This is a genomic window from Lysobacter enzymogenes (assembly GCF_900106525.1).
GTDB classification, from domain to species: domain Bacteria; phylum Pseudomonadota; class Gammaproteobacteria; order Xanthomonadales; family Xanthomonadaceae; genus Lysobacter; species Lysobacter enzymogenes.
On sequence record NZ_FNOG01000011.1, the window covers coordinates 71044 to 86898 of the forward strand.

10 protein-coding genes are annotated in these 15855 nt (G+C 69.2%); 4 read left to right on the top strand and 6 right to left on the bottom strand.

Features of this window, described 5'->3' with window-relative positions; all coding sequences use genetic code 11:
• Nucleotides 1-4 precede the first annotated feature (4 nt).
• Nucleotides 5-889 (bottom strand): putative signal transducing protein, encoded by an 885-nt coding sequence (locus BLU84_RS23050; protein WP_074872615.1) that lies wholly within the window; start codon nucleotides 887-889, stop codon nucleotides 5-7.
• Nucleotides 890-940: 51 nt separating this feature from the next.
• The gene (locus BLU84_RS23055) at nucleotides 941-2590 is read right to left on the bottom strand and encodes an alpha-amylase family glycosyl hydrolase (protein WP_074872617.1); all 1650 of its coding nucleotides are present in this window, start codon (nucleotides 2588-2590) and stop codon (nucleotides 941-943) included.
• Between the two features lie 321 nt (nucleotides 2591-2911).
• On the opposite strand from BLU84_RS23055, the gene BLU84_RS23060 reads away from it, so the two are divergent.
• The 3 genes from BLU84_RS23060 to BLU84_RS23070 all read left to right on the top strand — a co-directional run bounded on the left by BLU84_RS23060 (nucleotide 2912) and on the right by BLU84_RS23070 (nucleotide 9047).
• Nucleotides 2912-5719 (top strand): TonB-dependent receptor, encoded by a 2808-nt coding sequence (locus BLU84_RS23060; RefSeq protein WP_074872620.1) that lies wholly within the window; start codon nucleotides 2912-2914, stop codon nucleotides 5717-5719.
• A 137-nt stretch (nucleotides 5720-5856) separates the two neighbouring features.
• On the top strand, nucleotides 5857-7359 hold the full coding sequence (locus BLU84_RS23065; protein WP_074872622.1) for an MFS transporter: 1503 nt from the start codon (nucleotides 5857-5859) through the stop codon (nucleotides 7357-7359).
• Nucleotides 7356-9047: an alpha-amylase family glycosyl hydrolase gene (locus BLU84_RS23070; protein ID WP_074872624.1), complete on the top strand. Its 1692-nt coding sequence runs from the start codon at nucleotides 7356-7358 to the stop codon at nucleotides 9045-9047. Before BLU84_RS23065 ends, BLU84_RS23070 begins: the two co-directional genes overlap by 4 nt.
• A gap of 280 nt (nucleotides 9048-9327) precedes the next feature.
• On the opposite strand, the gene BLU84_RS23075 is transcribed toward BLU84_RS23070, so the two are convergent.
• From BLU84_RS23075 to BLU84_RS23090, 4 genes are all read right to left on the bottom strand, one after another.
• Nucleotides 9328-10356, bottom strand: coding sequence for a LacI family DNA-binding transcriptional regulator (locus tag BLU84_RS23075; protein WP_074872628.1), 1029 nt, complete (start codon nucleotides 10354-10356; stop codon nucleotides 9328-9330).
• A gap of 375 nt (nucleotides 10357-10731) precedes the next feature.
• On the bottom strand, nucleotides 10732-11664 hold the full coding sequence (locus BLU84_RS23080) for an ABC transporter permease subunit (RefSeq protein ID WP_074872631.1): 933 nt from the start codon (nucleotides 11662-11664) through the stop codon (nucleotides 10732-10734).
• A complete protein-coding gene (locus BLU84_RS23085; RefSeq protein WP_074872635.1) occupies nucleotides 11664-12407 on the bottom strand; it encodes a VIT1/CCC1 transporter family protein in 744 nt (247 codons plus the stop codon). The genes BLU84_RS23080 and BLU84_RS23085 overlap by 1 nt, the downstream gene beginning before the upstream one ends.
• Nucleotides 12404-13981, bottom strand: coding sequence for a peptide ABC transporter substrate-binding protein (locus BLU84_RS23090; RefSeq protein ID WP_074872744.1), 1578 nt, complete (start codon nucleotides 13979-13981; stop codon nucleotides 12404-12406). The genes BLU84_RS23085 and BLU84_RS23090 overlap by 4 nt, the downstream gene beginning before the upstream one ends.
• Before the next feature lie 257 nt (nucleotides 13982-14238).
• Here BLU84_RS23090 and BLU84_RS23095 point away from each other — a divergent pair, with 257 nt between their 5' ends.
• On the top strand, nucleotides 14239-15618 hold the full coding sequence (locus BLU84_RS23095) for a glutamate--cysteine ligase (RefSeq protein WP_074872748.1): 1380 nt from the start codon (nucleotides 14239-14241) through the stop codon (nucleotides 15616-15618).
• Nucleotides 15619-15855: the final 237 nt, after the last annotated feature.

The following is a 15855-nucleotide window of genomic DNA, read 5'->3' on the forward strand; positions in this document are numbered from 1 at the left end:
AGGCTTAGTTCGCGGATAGGGGTTCGCTGTGGCGGACCTCGCCGCGTTCGTCGTACACGCGTGCGGTGTCCAGCGCGCCGTCGCCGTCGCGGTCGATCTCGCCGCCGCTCAGGCGCCCGCCGGTGTAGGTGTCGCGTTTGATCACGCGGCCCTGCTTGTCCAGCCATTCCACGGTGTGCAGCACGCCGCGCAGGTAGTTCTCCTGCCGCTCGGGCACGCCGTCGCCGTCGTAGTCGGCGCTGCGCGTCGCCAGCAGGCCCTTGGCCAGGGCGGAGACGGTTTCGCGCACGCCGTTGAAGTCCTGGTCTTCCTCGATCGAGGCCGGCAGGCCGTTGCCGTCGTACATCGTCACCAGGTCGACGTTGCCGTCGGTGTTGCGGTCGCTGTCGCTGCGCACCAGACGTTCGTCTTCGTAGCTCAGGCGCTCGTCGGCGATGCCGTCGGCGTCGTAGTCGACGTTCTCCACGCTGGCGGTGGGCTGCAGCGCGGCGCCGGTGGCCAGCGCGCCGGCGAGCGCGCCGACGACCAGGGCGAACACGATGCCGGCCATGCCGAAACCGCCCGCGGCCGGCTTGCGCGCGTTCAAGGGGCGGTAGAGGTTAGCGTCCTCGACATGCTCGGGCGTGGCGTCGTCGCCGTAATCGCGGTCGGGTTCGTCGTCGTCGTCCGACTGCGGCACCTCGGCGGCCTGCCATTCGTCGATGATCGCGCGGGCGCGCTCGACGTCCTCGTCGGCGACTTCCACCCGCACCGAGCCGCCGACCGGCAGCAGCCCGGCGCCGCCTTCCAGCGCGCCGCCGAACACGAACGAACGGATGCCTTCCTGCGCCAGCAGGCCGCGCACGAGTTGCGCGTCGGCCGAATGCGCGGCCTGGTAAACGATCTGCATGCGGGCTCCCCTTTGGGCGGAGTATGCCCGAGCAGCCTGCCGCCGCTGCGGCTACGCGGCCGGCCGTGCGGCGTAGGCGGCGTGGCCCGGCAGATGCAGGCGGCCGCCTTCGACTGCGCCCGACGGCAGGCCGTGGCCGCGGTCGGCGATCCAGCCGGCGCGCTCGCCCAACGCCAGCGTCGCTTCGCCGGGGCCGAGGTTGAACGCCATCAGCAGCGCATCGGCGCCTTCGCCGCGCACGAACGCGATCACCGGCTCGGCGCTGGGCAGGAAGGCGATGGTGCCGTCGAGCAGGGCGCGGTGGCGCTTGCGCCAGCCCAGAAAACCGCGGAAGCCGTTGAGCGGCGAGGCCGGGTCGTCCTGCTGCGCGGCGACGTTGAGCGCGCGGTGTTCGGCCGGAATCGGCAGCCACGGCCGGCCGCGGCTGAAACCCGCGCCCTCGCTGTCGTCCCACGGCAGCGGCGTGCGGCAACCGTCGCGGCCCTTGAAGTTCGGCCAGAAGGTCTTGCCGTAAGGATCCTGCAGCGCCTCGAACGGTACCTCGGCCTCGGGCAGACCGAGTTCCTCGCCCTGGTACACGCACACCGAGCCGCGCAGCGAGCACGCCAGCGCGCTGACCAAGGTGGCGAAATGCTTCGGCGCCTCGCCCCGGCCCCAGCGCGTGACCACGCGCTGCACGTCGTGGTTGGAGATCGCCCAGCACGGCCAGCCTTCGCGCATGCTCGCCTCGACCCGCTGCACGGTGCCGCGGATATGCTCGACGTTGTAGTCCTCGGTCAGCAGCTCGAAGCTGTAGCCCATGTGCAGGCGACCGTTGCGGGTGTATTCGTCCATCGTCGCCAGCGAGTCCTCCGAGGAGATCTCGCCCAGCGCCACCGCGCCCGGATAGCGGTCCAGCAGCGCGCGCAGCTCGCCGAGGAAGGCCAGGTTTTCCGGCTGGGTGTTGTTGTAGTGGTGGTACTGGAACGCGTACGGGTTGTCCGGGCTGAAGCCGCGGCCCACGCGCTGCGCCGGCGGCTTGGGCGGGTTGTCGCGCAGTTGCGCGTCGTGGAAGCAGAAGTTGATCGCATCCAGGCGCAGCCCGTCGACGCCGCGCTCGAGCCAGAAGCGCACGTTGTCCAGCACCGCCGCGCGCACCGCCGGATGGTGGAAGTTGAGGTCGGGCTGGGCGGACAGGAAGTTGTGCAGGTAGTACTGCTGCCGGCGCGGTTCCCAGCGCCAGGCCACGCCGCCGAACAGCGACATCCAGTTGTTCGGCGCGGTGCCGTCGGCGCGCGCGTCGGCCCATACGTACCAGTCGGCGAACTCGTTGTCGCGGCTCTCGCGGCTGCGCTTGAACCACTCGTGCTCGTTGGAGGTGTGGCTGAGCACCTGGTCGATCATCACCTTCAGGCCCAGCGCATGCGCCTTGGCCAGCAGGCGGTCGAAATCCTCGATGTTTCCGAACAGCGGATCGACCGCGCGGTAGTCGGCGATGTCGTAGCCGAAGTCGGCCATCGGCGACTTGAAGAACGGCGAGATCCAGATCGCATCGACGCCGAGGTCGGCGATGTAGCCGAGCTTCTCGACGATGCCCGGCAGGTCGCCGACGCCGTCGCCGTCGAGGTCGCGGAAGCTGCGCGGGTAGACCTGGTAGATCACCGCGCCGCGCCACCACGAGGGATCGCGTTGCGCGGGCTGGGAAGAGACGGCGGCGGACAAGTGCGACCCCTGTTTTTGTAGTGCGGCTTCGTATAGCCGCTCGATGGCGCGGCGCGCGGCGGCGCTGCGCTGCGGCGATGCGCGCCAGCTTACCGCCGCCGTCCGCGACGGCCGCGGAGCTTGCATACGTATTCATGGCGCAAGCGCGGCCGGAACTGCGACATGAATGCGACTGCATCCCATGAATACGTATGCAGAACCCGCTGCAAGGCGTTGGGCATGCCTAACATGCGCTCGGACCGCGGCCCCGATGCCGCGGCGGACGCAGCGCGCCGACAGTGCGCGCGCGGCCACAGAACACAACGCTTCTGGAGGGGAGCCATGTCGCATTCCAAGCCGGCCGCACGCGGGCCGAAGCAACTCGACCGTCATCTGTTGACCCTGGCGCTGGCCGCGCTGGGCCTGTGCGGCTTCGCCCCGGCCTGGGCCGCCGACGCGCCCGCGCCGCAGGATCCGGCGCCCGCCGCAGCGGCGGCGCCGCAGACCGCGCACGAGCTCGACGCGGTCCAGGTCACCGGCAACCGCCGCGTGCAGTCGATCCAGAAATACGCCGGCACCATCCAGTCCTTCAGCGGCGAGGACATCGCCAAGCTCGGCATCAACACCGACTTCCGCAACCTGCAGGCGGTGGTGCCGGGGCTGCAGATCACCAAGCAGGAAGGCAAGTACGAAATCTTCCTGCGCGGCATCGGCGCGGCCGACTCGGACTTCTCCTCCGACCCGTCGGTGGCGACCTATTACAACGGCATCTACCTGCCGCGCCCGCGTTCGATCGGGCCGATGTTCTTCGACGTCGAGCGCATCGAGGTCAACAAGGGCCCGCAAGGCACGGTGCGCGGCCGCAACGCCACCGGCGGCTCGATCAACGTGATCTCCAAGCGCCCCGAGCTGGGCGTGACCAGCGGCGGGCTCAAGATCGGCGCCGGCAACTACGACTACACCAACGCCGAGGGCGTGCTGAACCTGCCGATCGGCGACACCTTCGCCCTGCGCGCGGCGCTGTTCGACGAGGAGCGCTCGTCCTACATCACCAACGGTTACCCCAAGTCGCTGTTCTCCGCCGAAGGCCCGAGCGCGCTCGACAACCAGGCCGCGCGCCTGTCGGCGCTGTGGCAGCCCAACGACAAGTTCTCCGCCTACGTGATGCTGGACAAGGTCACCGAGCGCGGCACCGGCGACCCGGGCCTGTTCGCCGAACGCGGCCTGGCCGCGGGCTACGACATCAAGGACCTGGACGACCCGTTCAAGCAGTACTTCCGCACCCAGGGCAAGACCACCAACGACATCGAAGGCATCGCTGCGACCTTCACCTACGCGTTCAACGATGCGGTGTCGGTGGAGTTCAACACCTCCTACCGCAAGTACGACTTCTACAACCGCAACGCCTCGCGCGAGTGGCAGCTCGGCCCGGTGTATCCGGGCTCGGACCGCGAAGCCTATTTCAATCCCGAGCGGCTGGACTGGTACGACACGTTCTATCAGGCCGACAAGTCGTCCTCGCGCATCAACGAGCTGCGTTTCTTCGGCGACACCGGCAAGCTGATCTGGTCGGCGGGCCTGTTCAATTACCAAGAAAAGTACGACTACGTGTCGTGGGACGTCGGCAACGGCTATTTCGGCGACTGCGACTGGTGGCGGCCGGGCACGGTCTGCGGTTACCAGGACGGCCTGGGCGGCGAGAACCGCGGCGACAATTCCAAGGTCGAGTCCAACGCGGTGTACGGCGATTTCAGCTTCGCCGCGACCGATTCGCTACGCCTGATCGGCGGCATCCGCTACACCCGCGACAAGAAGATCGCGCGCGAATCCAACGTCAAATACCAGTTCATCATTCCCGAGGAACTGTTCCAGCAGTTCACCGGCCAGCCGATCAACACCGCGACCAATCCCTACACCACCGGCTTGATCCTGGGCTCGCCGGGCTTCCAGCTGGCCGGCCCGGGCCGCCGCCGCGGCGGCGATCCGAGCATCTGCACCGGCTGGTCGCCGGCCGATCTGCGCTGCGGGCCGGGCGGCAACACGCTCGACTATTTCCTCGGCGGCTTCCAGAACTTCGGCGCCAACGACAACTGGGCGCAGTTCCTGCAGAAGAACCGCGACCAGATCCAGGTGATCGCGCGCTCGGACTTCCCCAACGGCCGCAGCGAAGACGTGTACAAGGACAACTACGTCGACTGGCGCGTGGGTTTCGAGTACGACCTCGCCGCGAAGGTGATGCTGTACGGAACGGTCTCCACCGGCACCCGCGCCGGCGGCATCAACCGCCCGTTGACCCTCAACGACGGCAGCGCGCTGGCGCCGAGCTTCGCGCCGGAAGAGCTGACCGCCTACGAGGCCGGCATCAAGGGCGACTACGTCTGGGGCGAGACCCCGGTGCGCCTGAACGCGTCGGTGTTCTACTACGACTACAAGAACAAGGTGCTGCAGAACCTGATCGACGTGCCGGCGCCGACGCCGACCAATCCCAACGCGACCAGCCGCCAGGTGTTCAACGACAACGCGGCGAATGCGAGCGTGCTGGGCCTGGAGCTGGAAGGCAAGGTCGGCCTGCCGCACGGGTTCGACATCGGCTACAACTTCACCTACCTCGACGCCACCTTCGACGATTCCAAGGTGCTCGACACCCGCTCCGGCGGCCTGGGCCTGATCGTGCCGCTGGACGGCAACCGCCTGCCGAACACGTCCAAGTACAACGCCAACGTCAGCCTGTCGCAGACCATCGACATCGGCCGCGGCGCGCTGAACTCGTTCGACTGGACGATCAACCTGACTTACCGCTCCGACTACTACCTGACCGCGTTCAACAGCCGCGGCTTCGGCCTGGATGCGAACGGCAAAGTGATCGAGATCCCGCTCAAGGACATGGCGTTCAACAACGGCTCCAACCCGGCCGCCGGCGGCGGCCCGGCCAACGGGCTGGCGATGCGCGACGACGTGGACGGCTTCTTCACCGTCAACGTATCCGCCGGCCTGAACTTCGGCAGCGAGAACCAGTTCCGCGTCGACGGCTTCGTCTCCAACCTCACCGACGAGGTGTATTCGGGCAAGGGCTTCGTCAACAACGCGACCAACATCCGTTACTTGAATACGCCGCGGATGTACGGGATCCGCTTCGCTTCGCAGTTCTGACCGTCGCGCGGCCCCGTCTTCTCGCGCAGAAGCGGGGCCGCAGCCGTTATCGCCCCTGAGGCCGCGCGGCGGCGGGCGCGCCGTTTCGCGGCCGCATCGCCAATCCCCCGCGCGCGCTTCGTGACAGACTCCCTGCCATGACCGATCGCCCCGACGCCACGCCCCGCAAGCCGACGCTGACGTTCTGGCAGATCTGGAACATGTGCTTCGGCTTTCTCGGCATCCAGTTCGGCTTCGCCCTGCAGAACGCCAACGTCAGCCGGATCTTCCAGACCCTGGGCGCGCCGATCGACGATATCCCGATGCTGTGGATCGCCGCGCCGCTGACCGGGCTGATCGTGCAGCCGATCGTGGGGTATTTGTCCGACCGGACCTGGACGGGACTGGGGCGGCGCCGGCCTTACTTCTTGGTCGGCGCGATCCTGGCCACGCTGGCGCTGATCGCGATGCCGAACTCGCCGACGCTGTGGATCGCCGCTGGCCTGCTGTGGATGCTCGACGCCTCGATCAACGTATCGATGGAGCCGTTCCGCGCCTTCGTCGGCGACCAGCTGCCGCAGCAGCAGCGCGCCGCCGGCTACGCCATGCAGAGCTTCTTCATCGGCGTGGGCTCGGTGGTGGCGAGCCTGCTGCCGTACCTGCTGGCGCACTTCGGCGTCGGCAACACCGCCGCCGCCGGCGAGGTGCCCGACACCGTGCGTTACTCGTTCTATTTCGGCGGCGCGGTGCTGTTGCTGTCGGTCGGCTGGACCGTGCTGCGCAGCCGCGAATACCCGCCGCAGCAATTGCAGGCCTACGACGAGGCGCCGCCGATCGAGCCCTCGCCCGAGCGCGACCGAGTGCGCTGCCTGCTGTTCGGCGCCTCGTGGATGGTGATCGGCGGCATCTGCGCGACTGCGATCTCGATGCTCCGGCTCGACCGCCAGCTGTACGTGCTGGCCGCATTGATCGCCGCGTTCGGCGTCGCGCTGCTGGCGCGCGGCATCGTCCGCGACGGCGGCGGCTTCGCCACGGTGATGGACGACCTGGGCGCGATGCCGGCGGCGATGACGCGGCTGGCGGTGGTCCAGTTCTTCTCCTGGTTCGCCCTGTTTTCGATGTGGATCTACACCACGCCGGCGGTCACCCAGCTGCACTACCACACCAGCGATGTCGCTTCGGCCGCCTACAACGAAGGCGCCAACTGGGTCGGCGTGCTGTTCGCCGCCTACAACGGCTTCGCCGCGCTGGCGGCGATCGCGATCGCGCCGATGGCGCGGCGCTGGGGGCTGCGCCGCAGCCATCTGTTCAATCTGACGCTCGGCGGCGCCGGGTTGATTTCGGTGGCGCTGGTGCGCGATCCGCAGATGCTGCTGCTGTCGATGGTCGGCATCGGCTTCGCCTGGGCCTCGATCCTGTCGCTGCCGTACGCGATGCTGTCCGACTCGGTGCCGGCGGCGAAGATGGGCGTGTTCATGGGCATCTTCAATTTCTTCATCGTCATTCCGCAGTTGGTCGCGGCGAGCCTGCTCGGCTTCCTGGTCCGGCATCTGTTCGGCGGCCATCCGGTCGCGGCGCTGGTGATCGGCGGCGTCAGCCTGTTCGTCGCCGGCGCCTGCACCTTGTGGGTGCGCGAGCCCGACGCGCAGGTGCGCGCATGAGGGCGCTGGCGCTGGCCGCGCTGAGCCTGACCCTGGCCGCGTGCGTGCACGGCGGCGCCGCGCGCGAAGCGGCGGCGCGGCGCGACTACTACGGCACGCTGGAGCCGATGGCGAGCGAGGCGGTGTACTTCGTGGTCACCGACCGCTTCGTCAACGGCGACCCCGGCAACGACCAGCGCGCACAGGGCGGGCCGGACCCGGACACGCGCAGCTTCGACCGCCCGGTGCCGGGCGGCCCGCCGGGCGAGAGCGACAACATCGGCTACCTGGGCGGCGACTTCAAAGGCCTGCTCGACAACGCCGGCTACATCCGCGACATGGGCTTCGGCGCGGTGTGGCTGACGCCGATCGTCGACAACCCCGACCAGGCCTTCACCGGCGGCGATGCGGTGACCTGGGGCGGCGCGTTCCAGGATCGCGGCAAGACCGGCTACCACGGTTACTGGGGCGTGGACTTCTATCGCCTCGACGAGCATCTGCCGAGTCCGGGCCTGGATTTCGCCGGGCTGACCCGCGGGCTGAAGCAGCACGGGCTCAAGACCGTGCTCGACATCGTCGCCAACCACGGCTCGCCCTCGTTCACGATGCGCAAGCCGCAGCCGAAATACGGGCAAATCTATCGCGACGGCGTGCTGGTGGCCGATCACCAGAACCTGCCGCCGGAACGGCTCGATCCGGCGCACAACCCGCTGCACCGCTTCTTCCATAACGAACGCGACCTGGTGCAGCTGTCGAACATCGACGACACCAATCCCGAGGTGATGGAGTACTTCGTCGGCGCCTATTCGCAGTGGATCGACCAGGGCGCCGACGCCTTCCGCATCGACACCATTCGCCACATGCCGCTGGCGTTCTGGCGCGGGTTCGCCGAGCGCATCCGCGCCAAGCGGCCGGGCTTCTTCATGTTCGGCGAGGCCTTCGATTACAAGGCGGAGAACATCGCGCCGTTCACCTGGGCCGAAAACGGCGGCGTCAGCGTGCTGGATTTTCCGCTCAAGGAGCGACTGGCCGAAGTGTTCGGGCGCAACCGCGCCGACTACGCGCGGCTGGACGAGCGCCTATATTTGCAAGACGGCCCGTACGCCAACCCGTATGAGCTGATGACCTTCTACGACAACCACGACATGCCGCGGCTGGACGCCAGCGACGATGGTTTCATCGACGCACACAACTGGCTGTTCACCGCGCGCGGGATTCCGGTGATCTATTACGGCTCCGAGGTGGGCTTCGAGCGCGGACGCGCCGAGCACGCGGGCAACCGCAACTACTTCGGCCAGCCGCGCGTCGATGCCGCGCGCTCGCATCCGATCCGGATCGCGCTCAGGCGCATCGCCGAGGTCCGCAGGCAGTCGCCGGCCTTGCAGCGCGGCCTGCAATTGAACGTGTCGTTGCAAGGCGAGCGCGCCGCGTTCTATCGCGTGTACGAACACGGCGACACGGCGCAGATCGCCCTGGTGCTGCTCAACAAGGGCGATGCGCCGGCGCCGTTCGCGGTGAGCGAGTACTTGCAGGCCGGGCGCTGGCGCGCCGCGCTGGGCGGCGGCGAGATCGTGATGGGCGAGGGCGGGACATTGCGCGCGTCGGTGCCGGCGCACGGCGTCGAGGTGTATCTGCTCGATGCGCCGGTGCGGCGCGCCGACCTCGCGGCCGCGCTGGACCAGGCGATGGCCCACGCACGCAAGCGCTGACCGGTCGCCCCCTGTAGGAGCGGCGCGAGCCGCGACCAACCGAAGCCGCGTAGCCCTGCCGAACCCACACCGAAACCCCAATCCCCGACCCCGTCATTCCGGCGAAAGCCGGAATCCATTTTGCCGTTGCATTTGCCTCTCGTACCCAGCGAAGAAGCAAGGTCAAAATGGATTCCGGCTTTCGCCGGAATGACGAAGTGGTAGGCCCCTGGCTTTCGCCCGGATGACGGGATTCCGGTCTGCGCTGAAACAGCGGCTCGAAAACGCGCCTCGACTCGCCTCAGCCGCCGCAGGACTTGCGTACCACCAGCGTCGTCGGCAAGCGCTGGCTCTGCGCCGGCTCGCCGCGGATCAGCCGCATCAAAGCCTCCACCAGCAACTCGCCGGCCTGCTTGGTGTCCTGGAACACCGTGGTCAGCGGCGGATGGGCGAAGCGCGCGGTCGGCAGATCGTCGAAGCCGATCACCGACACGTCTTCGGGCACGCGCAGGCCGCGTTCGGTCAGCGCGCGCATCGCGCCGATCGCGATCAGATCGCTGGCGGCGAACACCGCGTCGAACGGCAGCCCGCGCGCGAGCAGCGCCAGCGCGGCGGCGTGGCCGGCGTCTTCGGAGCTTTCCGCATCGACCTGCAGCGCGCGGTCCAGCGCGAGCCCGGCCTCATGCAAGGCCTGCTCGCAGCCGAGGAAGCGGTCGAGGAATTCGGGGTAATGGCTGGACGCGTCGCCGAGAAACGCCACCCGCCGGCGCCCGAGCGCGACCAGATGCGCGCCGGCCTGGCGTCCGCCGCCGAGGTTCTCGCAGCCGATCGACAGCCCCGGCTGATCCGGCAGCACCGCGCCCCAGCGCACGAAGCGGGTGCCCTGTTCGACCAGCCGCTGCAGCTTGCCCTGGTAGGCCAGGTAATCGCCGTAGCCGAGCAGGATCAGGCCGTCGGCCTTCATGCTGTCCTCGTAGTCGGCGGCCCAGTCGTCGGACAACTGCTGGAACGAGATCAGCAAGTCCTGGCCGTGGCGCGCGCAGGCGCGGGTGATCGAGCCGAGCATGGACAGGAAGAACGGGTTGATGTGCGACTCGTCCGGGGTCGGATCCTCGAACAGCAGCAGCGCCAGCGTGCCCGAGCGCTGCCGGCGCAGGCTGGAGGCGTGGCGGTCGACCTTGTAGTTGAGCTCGCGCACCACCGCCTCGACCCGCTTGCGCGTCTCGGCGTTGACCAGCGGGCTGCCGCTGAGCACGCGCGAGACCGTGGCCTGGGAGACGCCGGCCAGGTGGGCGATGTCGACCGAGGTGGCTTTGGTCTTTTTGCGCATGGGCCGCAGTGTAGCGGGGTCGGGGCGGGCGGCGCCCGGGCCGGAAGGCCCGGCGCTGCGGCTGCGTCTACGTCGGCGACCCGACCCGACCCAACGCCTCTCACCCACCGTCATTCCCGCCTTTGCGGGAATGACGGCGGGTGAGTAGCGCTGGGTCTTGCTCCAGCCGCGGATCCATCAAGTCGGAACGGCGGGCCTGCGGGTTGGAATGTACAGCGCTCTGGATTCCCGCCTTCGCGGGAATGACGGTGGGTGAGTAGCGCTCGGTCTTGTTCCAGCCGCGGATCCATCGAGTCGGAACGGCGGGCTCGTGGGCGGGAATGTACAGCGCTCCGGATTCCCGCCTTCGCGGGAATGACGGTGGGTGAGTAGCGCTCAGTCTTGTTCCAGCCGCGGATCCATCCAGCCGCGCAGCGCGTCCACCGCCACGTTGATCGCCACGATCAGCGCGCCGATCACCAGCACCACGCCCAGCACCAGGGTGTAATCGCGATTCAACGCGCCTTGCACGAAGTAGCGGCCCATGCCGGGAATGCCGAACACCTGCTCGACCACCGCCGAGCCGGTGACCACGTTGATCAGCGCCGGCGACAGCCATGCCGCCACCGGCAGCAGCGCCGGCTTGAGCGCGTGGGCGAACAGCAGCCGGGTTTCCGACAGACCGCGCGCGCGCGCGGCGCGCAGGTAGTCGGCCGACAGCGTGTCCAGCAGCGAGGCGCGGGTCAGCCGCGCGCAGTAGGCGATGTTGGGCAGGGCCAGCGCGATCACCGGCAGCACCACGTTGTCCCATTCGCCCCAGCCGCCGGCCGGCAGCCAGTGCAGGGTCACCGCGAACAGCAGCACCAGCAGCGGGGCGACCACGAACTTCGGGATCGCCAGGCCCAGCCCGGCCAGGAACATCAGCGCGCGGTCGCTCCAGCCGCCGGCGCGCAACGCCGCCCACGCGCCCAGCGCCACCCCGCACAGCAGCGCCAGCAGCAGCGCCAATCCGCCGTTGAGCGCGGACACCGGCAGCGCGTTGGCGATGAGCTGGTTGACGGTGTAGTCGGGATACTGGAACGACGGGCCGAGATCGCCGCGCAGCGCATCGCCGAGCCAGCCCAGGTATTGCATCGGCAGCGATTGATCGAGCCGGTACTGCGCATCGAGCACCGCCTGCACTTCCGGCGGCGCGGCTTTTTCGGTGTCGAACGGGCCGCCGGGCGCGGCGCGCAGCAGGGCGAAGCACAGCGTGCCCAGCAGCCACAAGGTGATCGCCGCTTCCAGCAGGCGGCCGCCCAGGCGCAGCAGGCGCGGGTGCGGACGCATCAGACCTGCACGCCGAACAGATGCCCGACCGCGGTCGCCGCGGCCATCGCCAGCGCGCCCCAGAACATCACCCGCAGCGCGCCGCGCAGCACCGGTGCGCCGCCGGCCCAGGCCGCGAGCGCGCCGGATACCGACAACGCCGCCAGCGTGGTGGCGATCGCCGCCGGCTGCACTTGCGCGTGCGGCGCCAGCACCACCGCGGCGATCGGCAGCGCCGCGCCGCTGACGAAGGCGCCGGCTGAGGCCAGCGCCGCCTGCACCGGACGCGCGCGCAAGGTGTCGGTGATGCCGAGTTCGTCGCGCGCATGGCTGGCGAGCGCGTCGTGTTCGCTGAGCTGGCGCGCGACCTCGCGCGCCAGTTCCGGCGTGAGCCCGCGCTGCACGTAGATGTGCGCCAGCTCTTCCAGTTCGGCGTGCGGGTTCTCGGCCAGTTCGCGCTTTTCCACCGCGATGTCGGCGCGCTCGGTGTCGGCCTGCGAGCGCACCGACACGTATTCGCCGGCGGCCATCGACATCGCCCCGGCCACCGTGCCGGCGATGCCCGAGGTCAGGATCGCGCCGGCGTCGGCGCCGCTGGCGGCGACGCCGACCACCAGCCCTGCGACCGAGACGATGCCGTCGTTGGCGCCGAGCACCGCCGCGCGCAGCCAGCCCACGCGTTCGGAGCGGTGCGCCTCAAGGTGGCGGCTGCGCGCGTGCGCGCGCGGCCGGGCGGGCGGGGACGGCGCGGGTTGCGTGGTCATGGCGTCAGGCTCAGCCAGCGGCTGGCGTGGCGGTCCAGCGCGTTGGGCTCGAACCCGCGCACGCGCCGCGACACCAGGTGCTTGGAGGTATAGAAGTACAAGGGAATCGCCGCGTTGTCGTTGAGCAGGCGCTGCTCGGCCGCGCGCAGCCAGGCGTTGCGCGCGGCTTGCGTGGCCGCGGCGTCGGCGCGGGCCAGGCGCTCGCGATAACCGGCGTCGTCGTAGCCCATCCAGTTCAACGGGCCGTCGTTGGCGAACGCGGCGAGGAAGTTGCGCGCATCGGGCAGATCGCCGATCCAGCCGCCGCGGAAGGCCTGGGTGATCGCGCGCTGCTTGCGGTTTTGCACGAACACTTTCCATTCCTCGTTGCGCAGCCGTACCTGCACGCCGAGGGTCTGCTTCCACATCGCCGCCACCGCCAGCGCCAGCCGGCGGTGCGGGGTGGAGGTGTTGTAGCGCAGCTCCAGCACCAACGGATGTTCGAGCGAGTAACCCGCATGCCGATACAACGCGCGCGCGTGCGCTTCGCGTTGCGCCTGCGGCCACGACGCCCACGGCATCGCCGCCGGCGCATAACCGGCGATGCCCGGCGGCACGATGCCGTAGGCCGGGGTTTCGCCCAGGCCGGTGACATAGCGGGTGAGCTTGTCGCGGTCGATCGCCATCGTCAGCGCGCGGCGCAGCGCCAGCGCCTGCTCGCGGCAGCGCGCGCTGGCGCAGGCGGGGCGGAACGGCGGCTGGGTGGTGTTGAGGCCGAACCAGAACGCGCCCAGGTACGGCGACAGCCGCAACTGTTCGCCGAAGCGCTCGCGCAGCGCGGCCAGCGGCTGCGGCGGCACCACCTCGGTGATGTGCAGGTCGCCGGCGGCGAAGCGCTGCAGTTCGGCGGCGGCGTCCTCGGTGACGTGGAAGCGCACCCGCGCCAGCGCGACGCGGGCGGCGTCGTGGAAGTGCGGGTTCTTCTCCACCACCAGGTTCGCCTGCGGCGTCCACGCGGCCAGGCGGTAGGCGCCGTTCGACACCAGCCGCCCGGGCTGGGTGTGCTGGGCGCCGTAGTTCTGCACCGCCGGCAGGTACACCGGGAACGCGATCGGCAAGGTCAGCAGCGCCGGCAGCGAGGCGCTGCGGGTCAGCCGGAACACCACGGTGCGCGGGTCCGGCGCGCTCACGCCCAGGCGCTCGGGCGGCAGATCGCCGGCCTGCACCGCCTGGGCGCCGTCGAGCGCGTCGAACAATTCGCCGAACGGCGCGGCGGTGGCCGGGGCGAAGGCGCGGCGGAAGCTGGCCACCACCTGCGCCGCGTCGAGCGCTTCGCCGTTGCTCCAGCGCAGGCCGGGGCGCAGGGCGAAGGTCCAGGTGCGGCCGTCGGCCGACACCGTCCAGCGCTCGGCCAGGCCCGGCACCAGCCGGCCTTGCGCGTCTTCGGTCACCAGGCCTTCGTACAGATCGCGCAGCACGTTGCCGCAGGCGACCTCCTGGCAGCGGTGCGCGTCCAGCGTGCTCGGCTCGGGCCCGTTGCCGCGTTCGAGCTGCGCTGCGGCCGCGTGCGCCGGCTGGGCAGGCACGGCCGGCATCGCCAGCGCCAGTAGCAGGGCCGAACCATAGCGTTGCAGGACGGACGTTGTGCGCGGCAAGACGGGCTCTACACTGCCTGGGGTCTTGCGATTGTAGGCGAGCCGCCGCATATCCAGACTCTGAAATGCTGCAAGGTAGGACCGTGCCGCCGCGCCGGCTTCCCCTCGGGGGAGGCCGGCCGCGCGCGCTGGCCGCGCTCCGCGCGACGGTGCGAGCGGTCCCGACGACGACCCAAGGTTTACGAAGCGAGGTGGATGTGTCCGGTCCCAGCCAGGTGAAGGATCTCGAGATTCCCGACGTCAAGGGCGGCGGTCGCGCCGTGCTGATCGACTACCTGGCTTCGGGCGCGCGCCCGGAATCGGATTGGAAGATCGGCACCGAGCACGAGAAGTTCGGCTTCCGCACCGACGACCTGCGCCCGCCGACCTTCGACGGCGAGCGCGGCATCGAGGCCTTGCTCAAGGGCCTGGTCCAGTTCGGCTGGGCGCCGGTGGAAGAGAACGGCCGGGTGATCGCGCTGACCCGCGACCAGGCGTCGGTCTCGCTGGAGCCGGCCGGCCAGCTGGAACTGTCCGGCGCGCCGCTGGCGACGCTGCACGACACCTGCGTGGAAGCGGCCACCCACCTGCGTGAAGTGCGCACGGTGGCCGAGCCGATGGGCCTGGGCTTCCTCGGCATGGGCTTCCAGCCCAAGTGGCGGCGCGAGGACATGCCGTGGATGCCCAAGGGCCGCTACAAGATCATGCGCGACTACATGCCCAAGGTCGGCCAGCTCGGCCTGGACATGATGACCCGCACCAGCACCGTGCAGGTCAACCTCGACGTGCGCGACGAAGCGGACATGGTCAAGAAGTTCCGCGTCTCGCTGGCGCTGCAGCCGATCGCGACCGCGCTGTTTGCCGATTCGCCGTTCCTGGAAGGCCGGCCCAACGGTTATCTGTCGTACCGCTCGCACATCTGGACCGACACCGATGCGGACCGCACCGGTCTGCTCGATTTCGTGTTCGAAGACGGCTTCGGTTACGAGCGCTACGTCGATTACCTGCTCGACGTGCCGATGTACTTCGTCTACCGCGACGGCCGCTACATCGACGCCAGCGGCCAGTCGTTCCGCGATTTCATGGACGGCCGCCTGCCGGCGTATCCGGACCAGCGCCCGACCTTGAAGGACTGGGCCGACCACAGCACCACCGCGTTCCCGGAAGTGCGCTTGAAGAAGTATCTGGAAATGCGCGGCGCCGATTCGGGCCCGTGGAATCGGATCTGTGCGCTGTCGGCGTTCTGGGTCGGGCTGTTGTACGACGCCGAGGCGCTGGATGCGGCTTGGGATCTGGTGCTCGACTTCACGCCCGAAGAGCGTCATGCGCTGCGCGACGGCGTGCCGCGGCATGGGTTCCAGCTGCCGTTCCGCGACGGCAAGGTGCTAGAGCTGGCGCGGCGCGCGCTGGAGATTTCTGCGCACGGGTTGAAGCGGCGTGGGCGTTTGAACGGTAATGGGGCGGATGAGTCGATCTATCTGGAGCCGTTGATGGAGTTCGTGGCGATGGGTAAGAGTCCGGCGGAGCGCAAGCTCGAGTTGTTCCACGGCGAGTGGGACGGGAATGTGGATCGGGTGTTTCGGGAGTTTGCGTACTGAGGGCTTGGGGCGGTGCGCTCTTGAGGGGATTGCGGCTGCGGCGGAGCGTTCGTCTTGGCTGCTTGTCGCGGTCGCGGCTTGCGCCGCTCCTACAGTCGGACACGAAGCTTGCCGGAGTTCCCTGTAGGAGCGACGCAAGTCGCGACCAACCGAAGCGACGCAGCTCCGCCGAACTCCCCCGAAGACCCGAAACTCCCACCCCGTCATTCCGGCGAAAGCCGGAATCCATTTTGATGT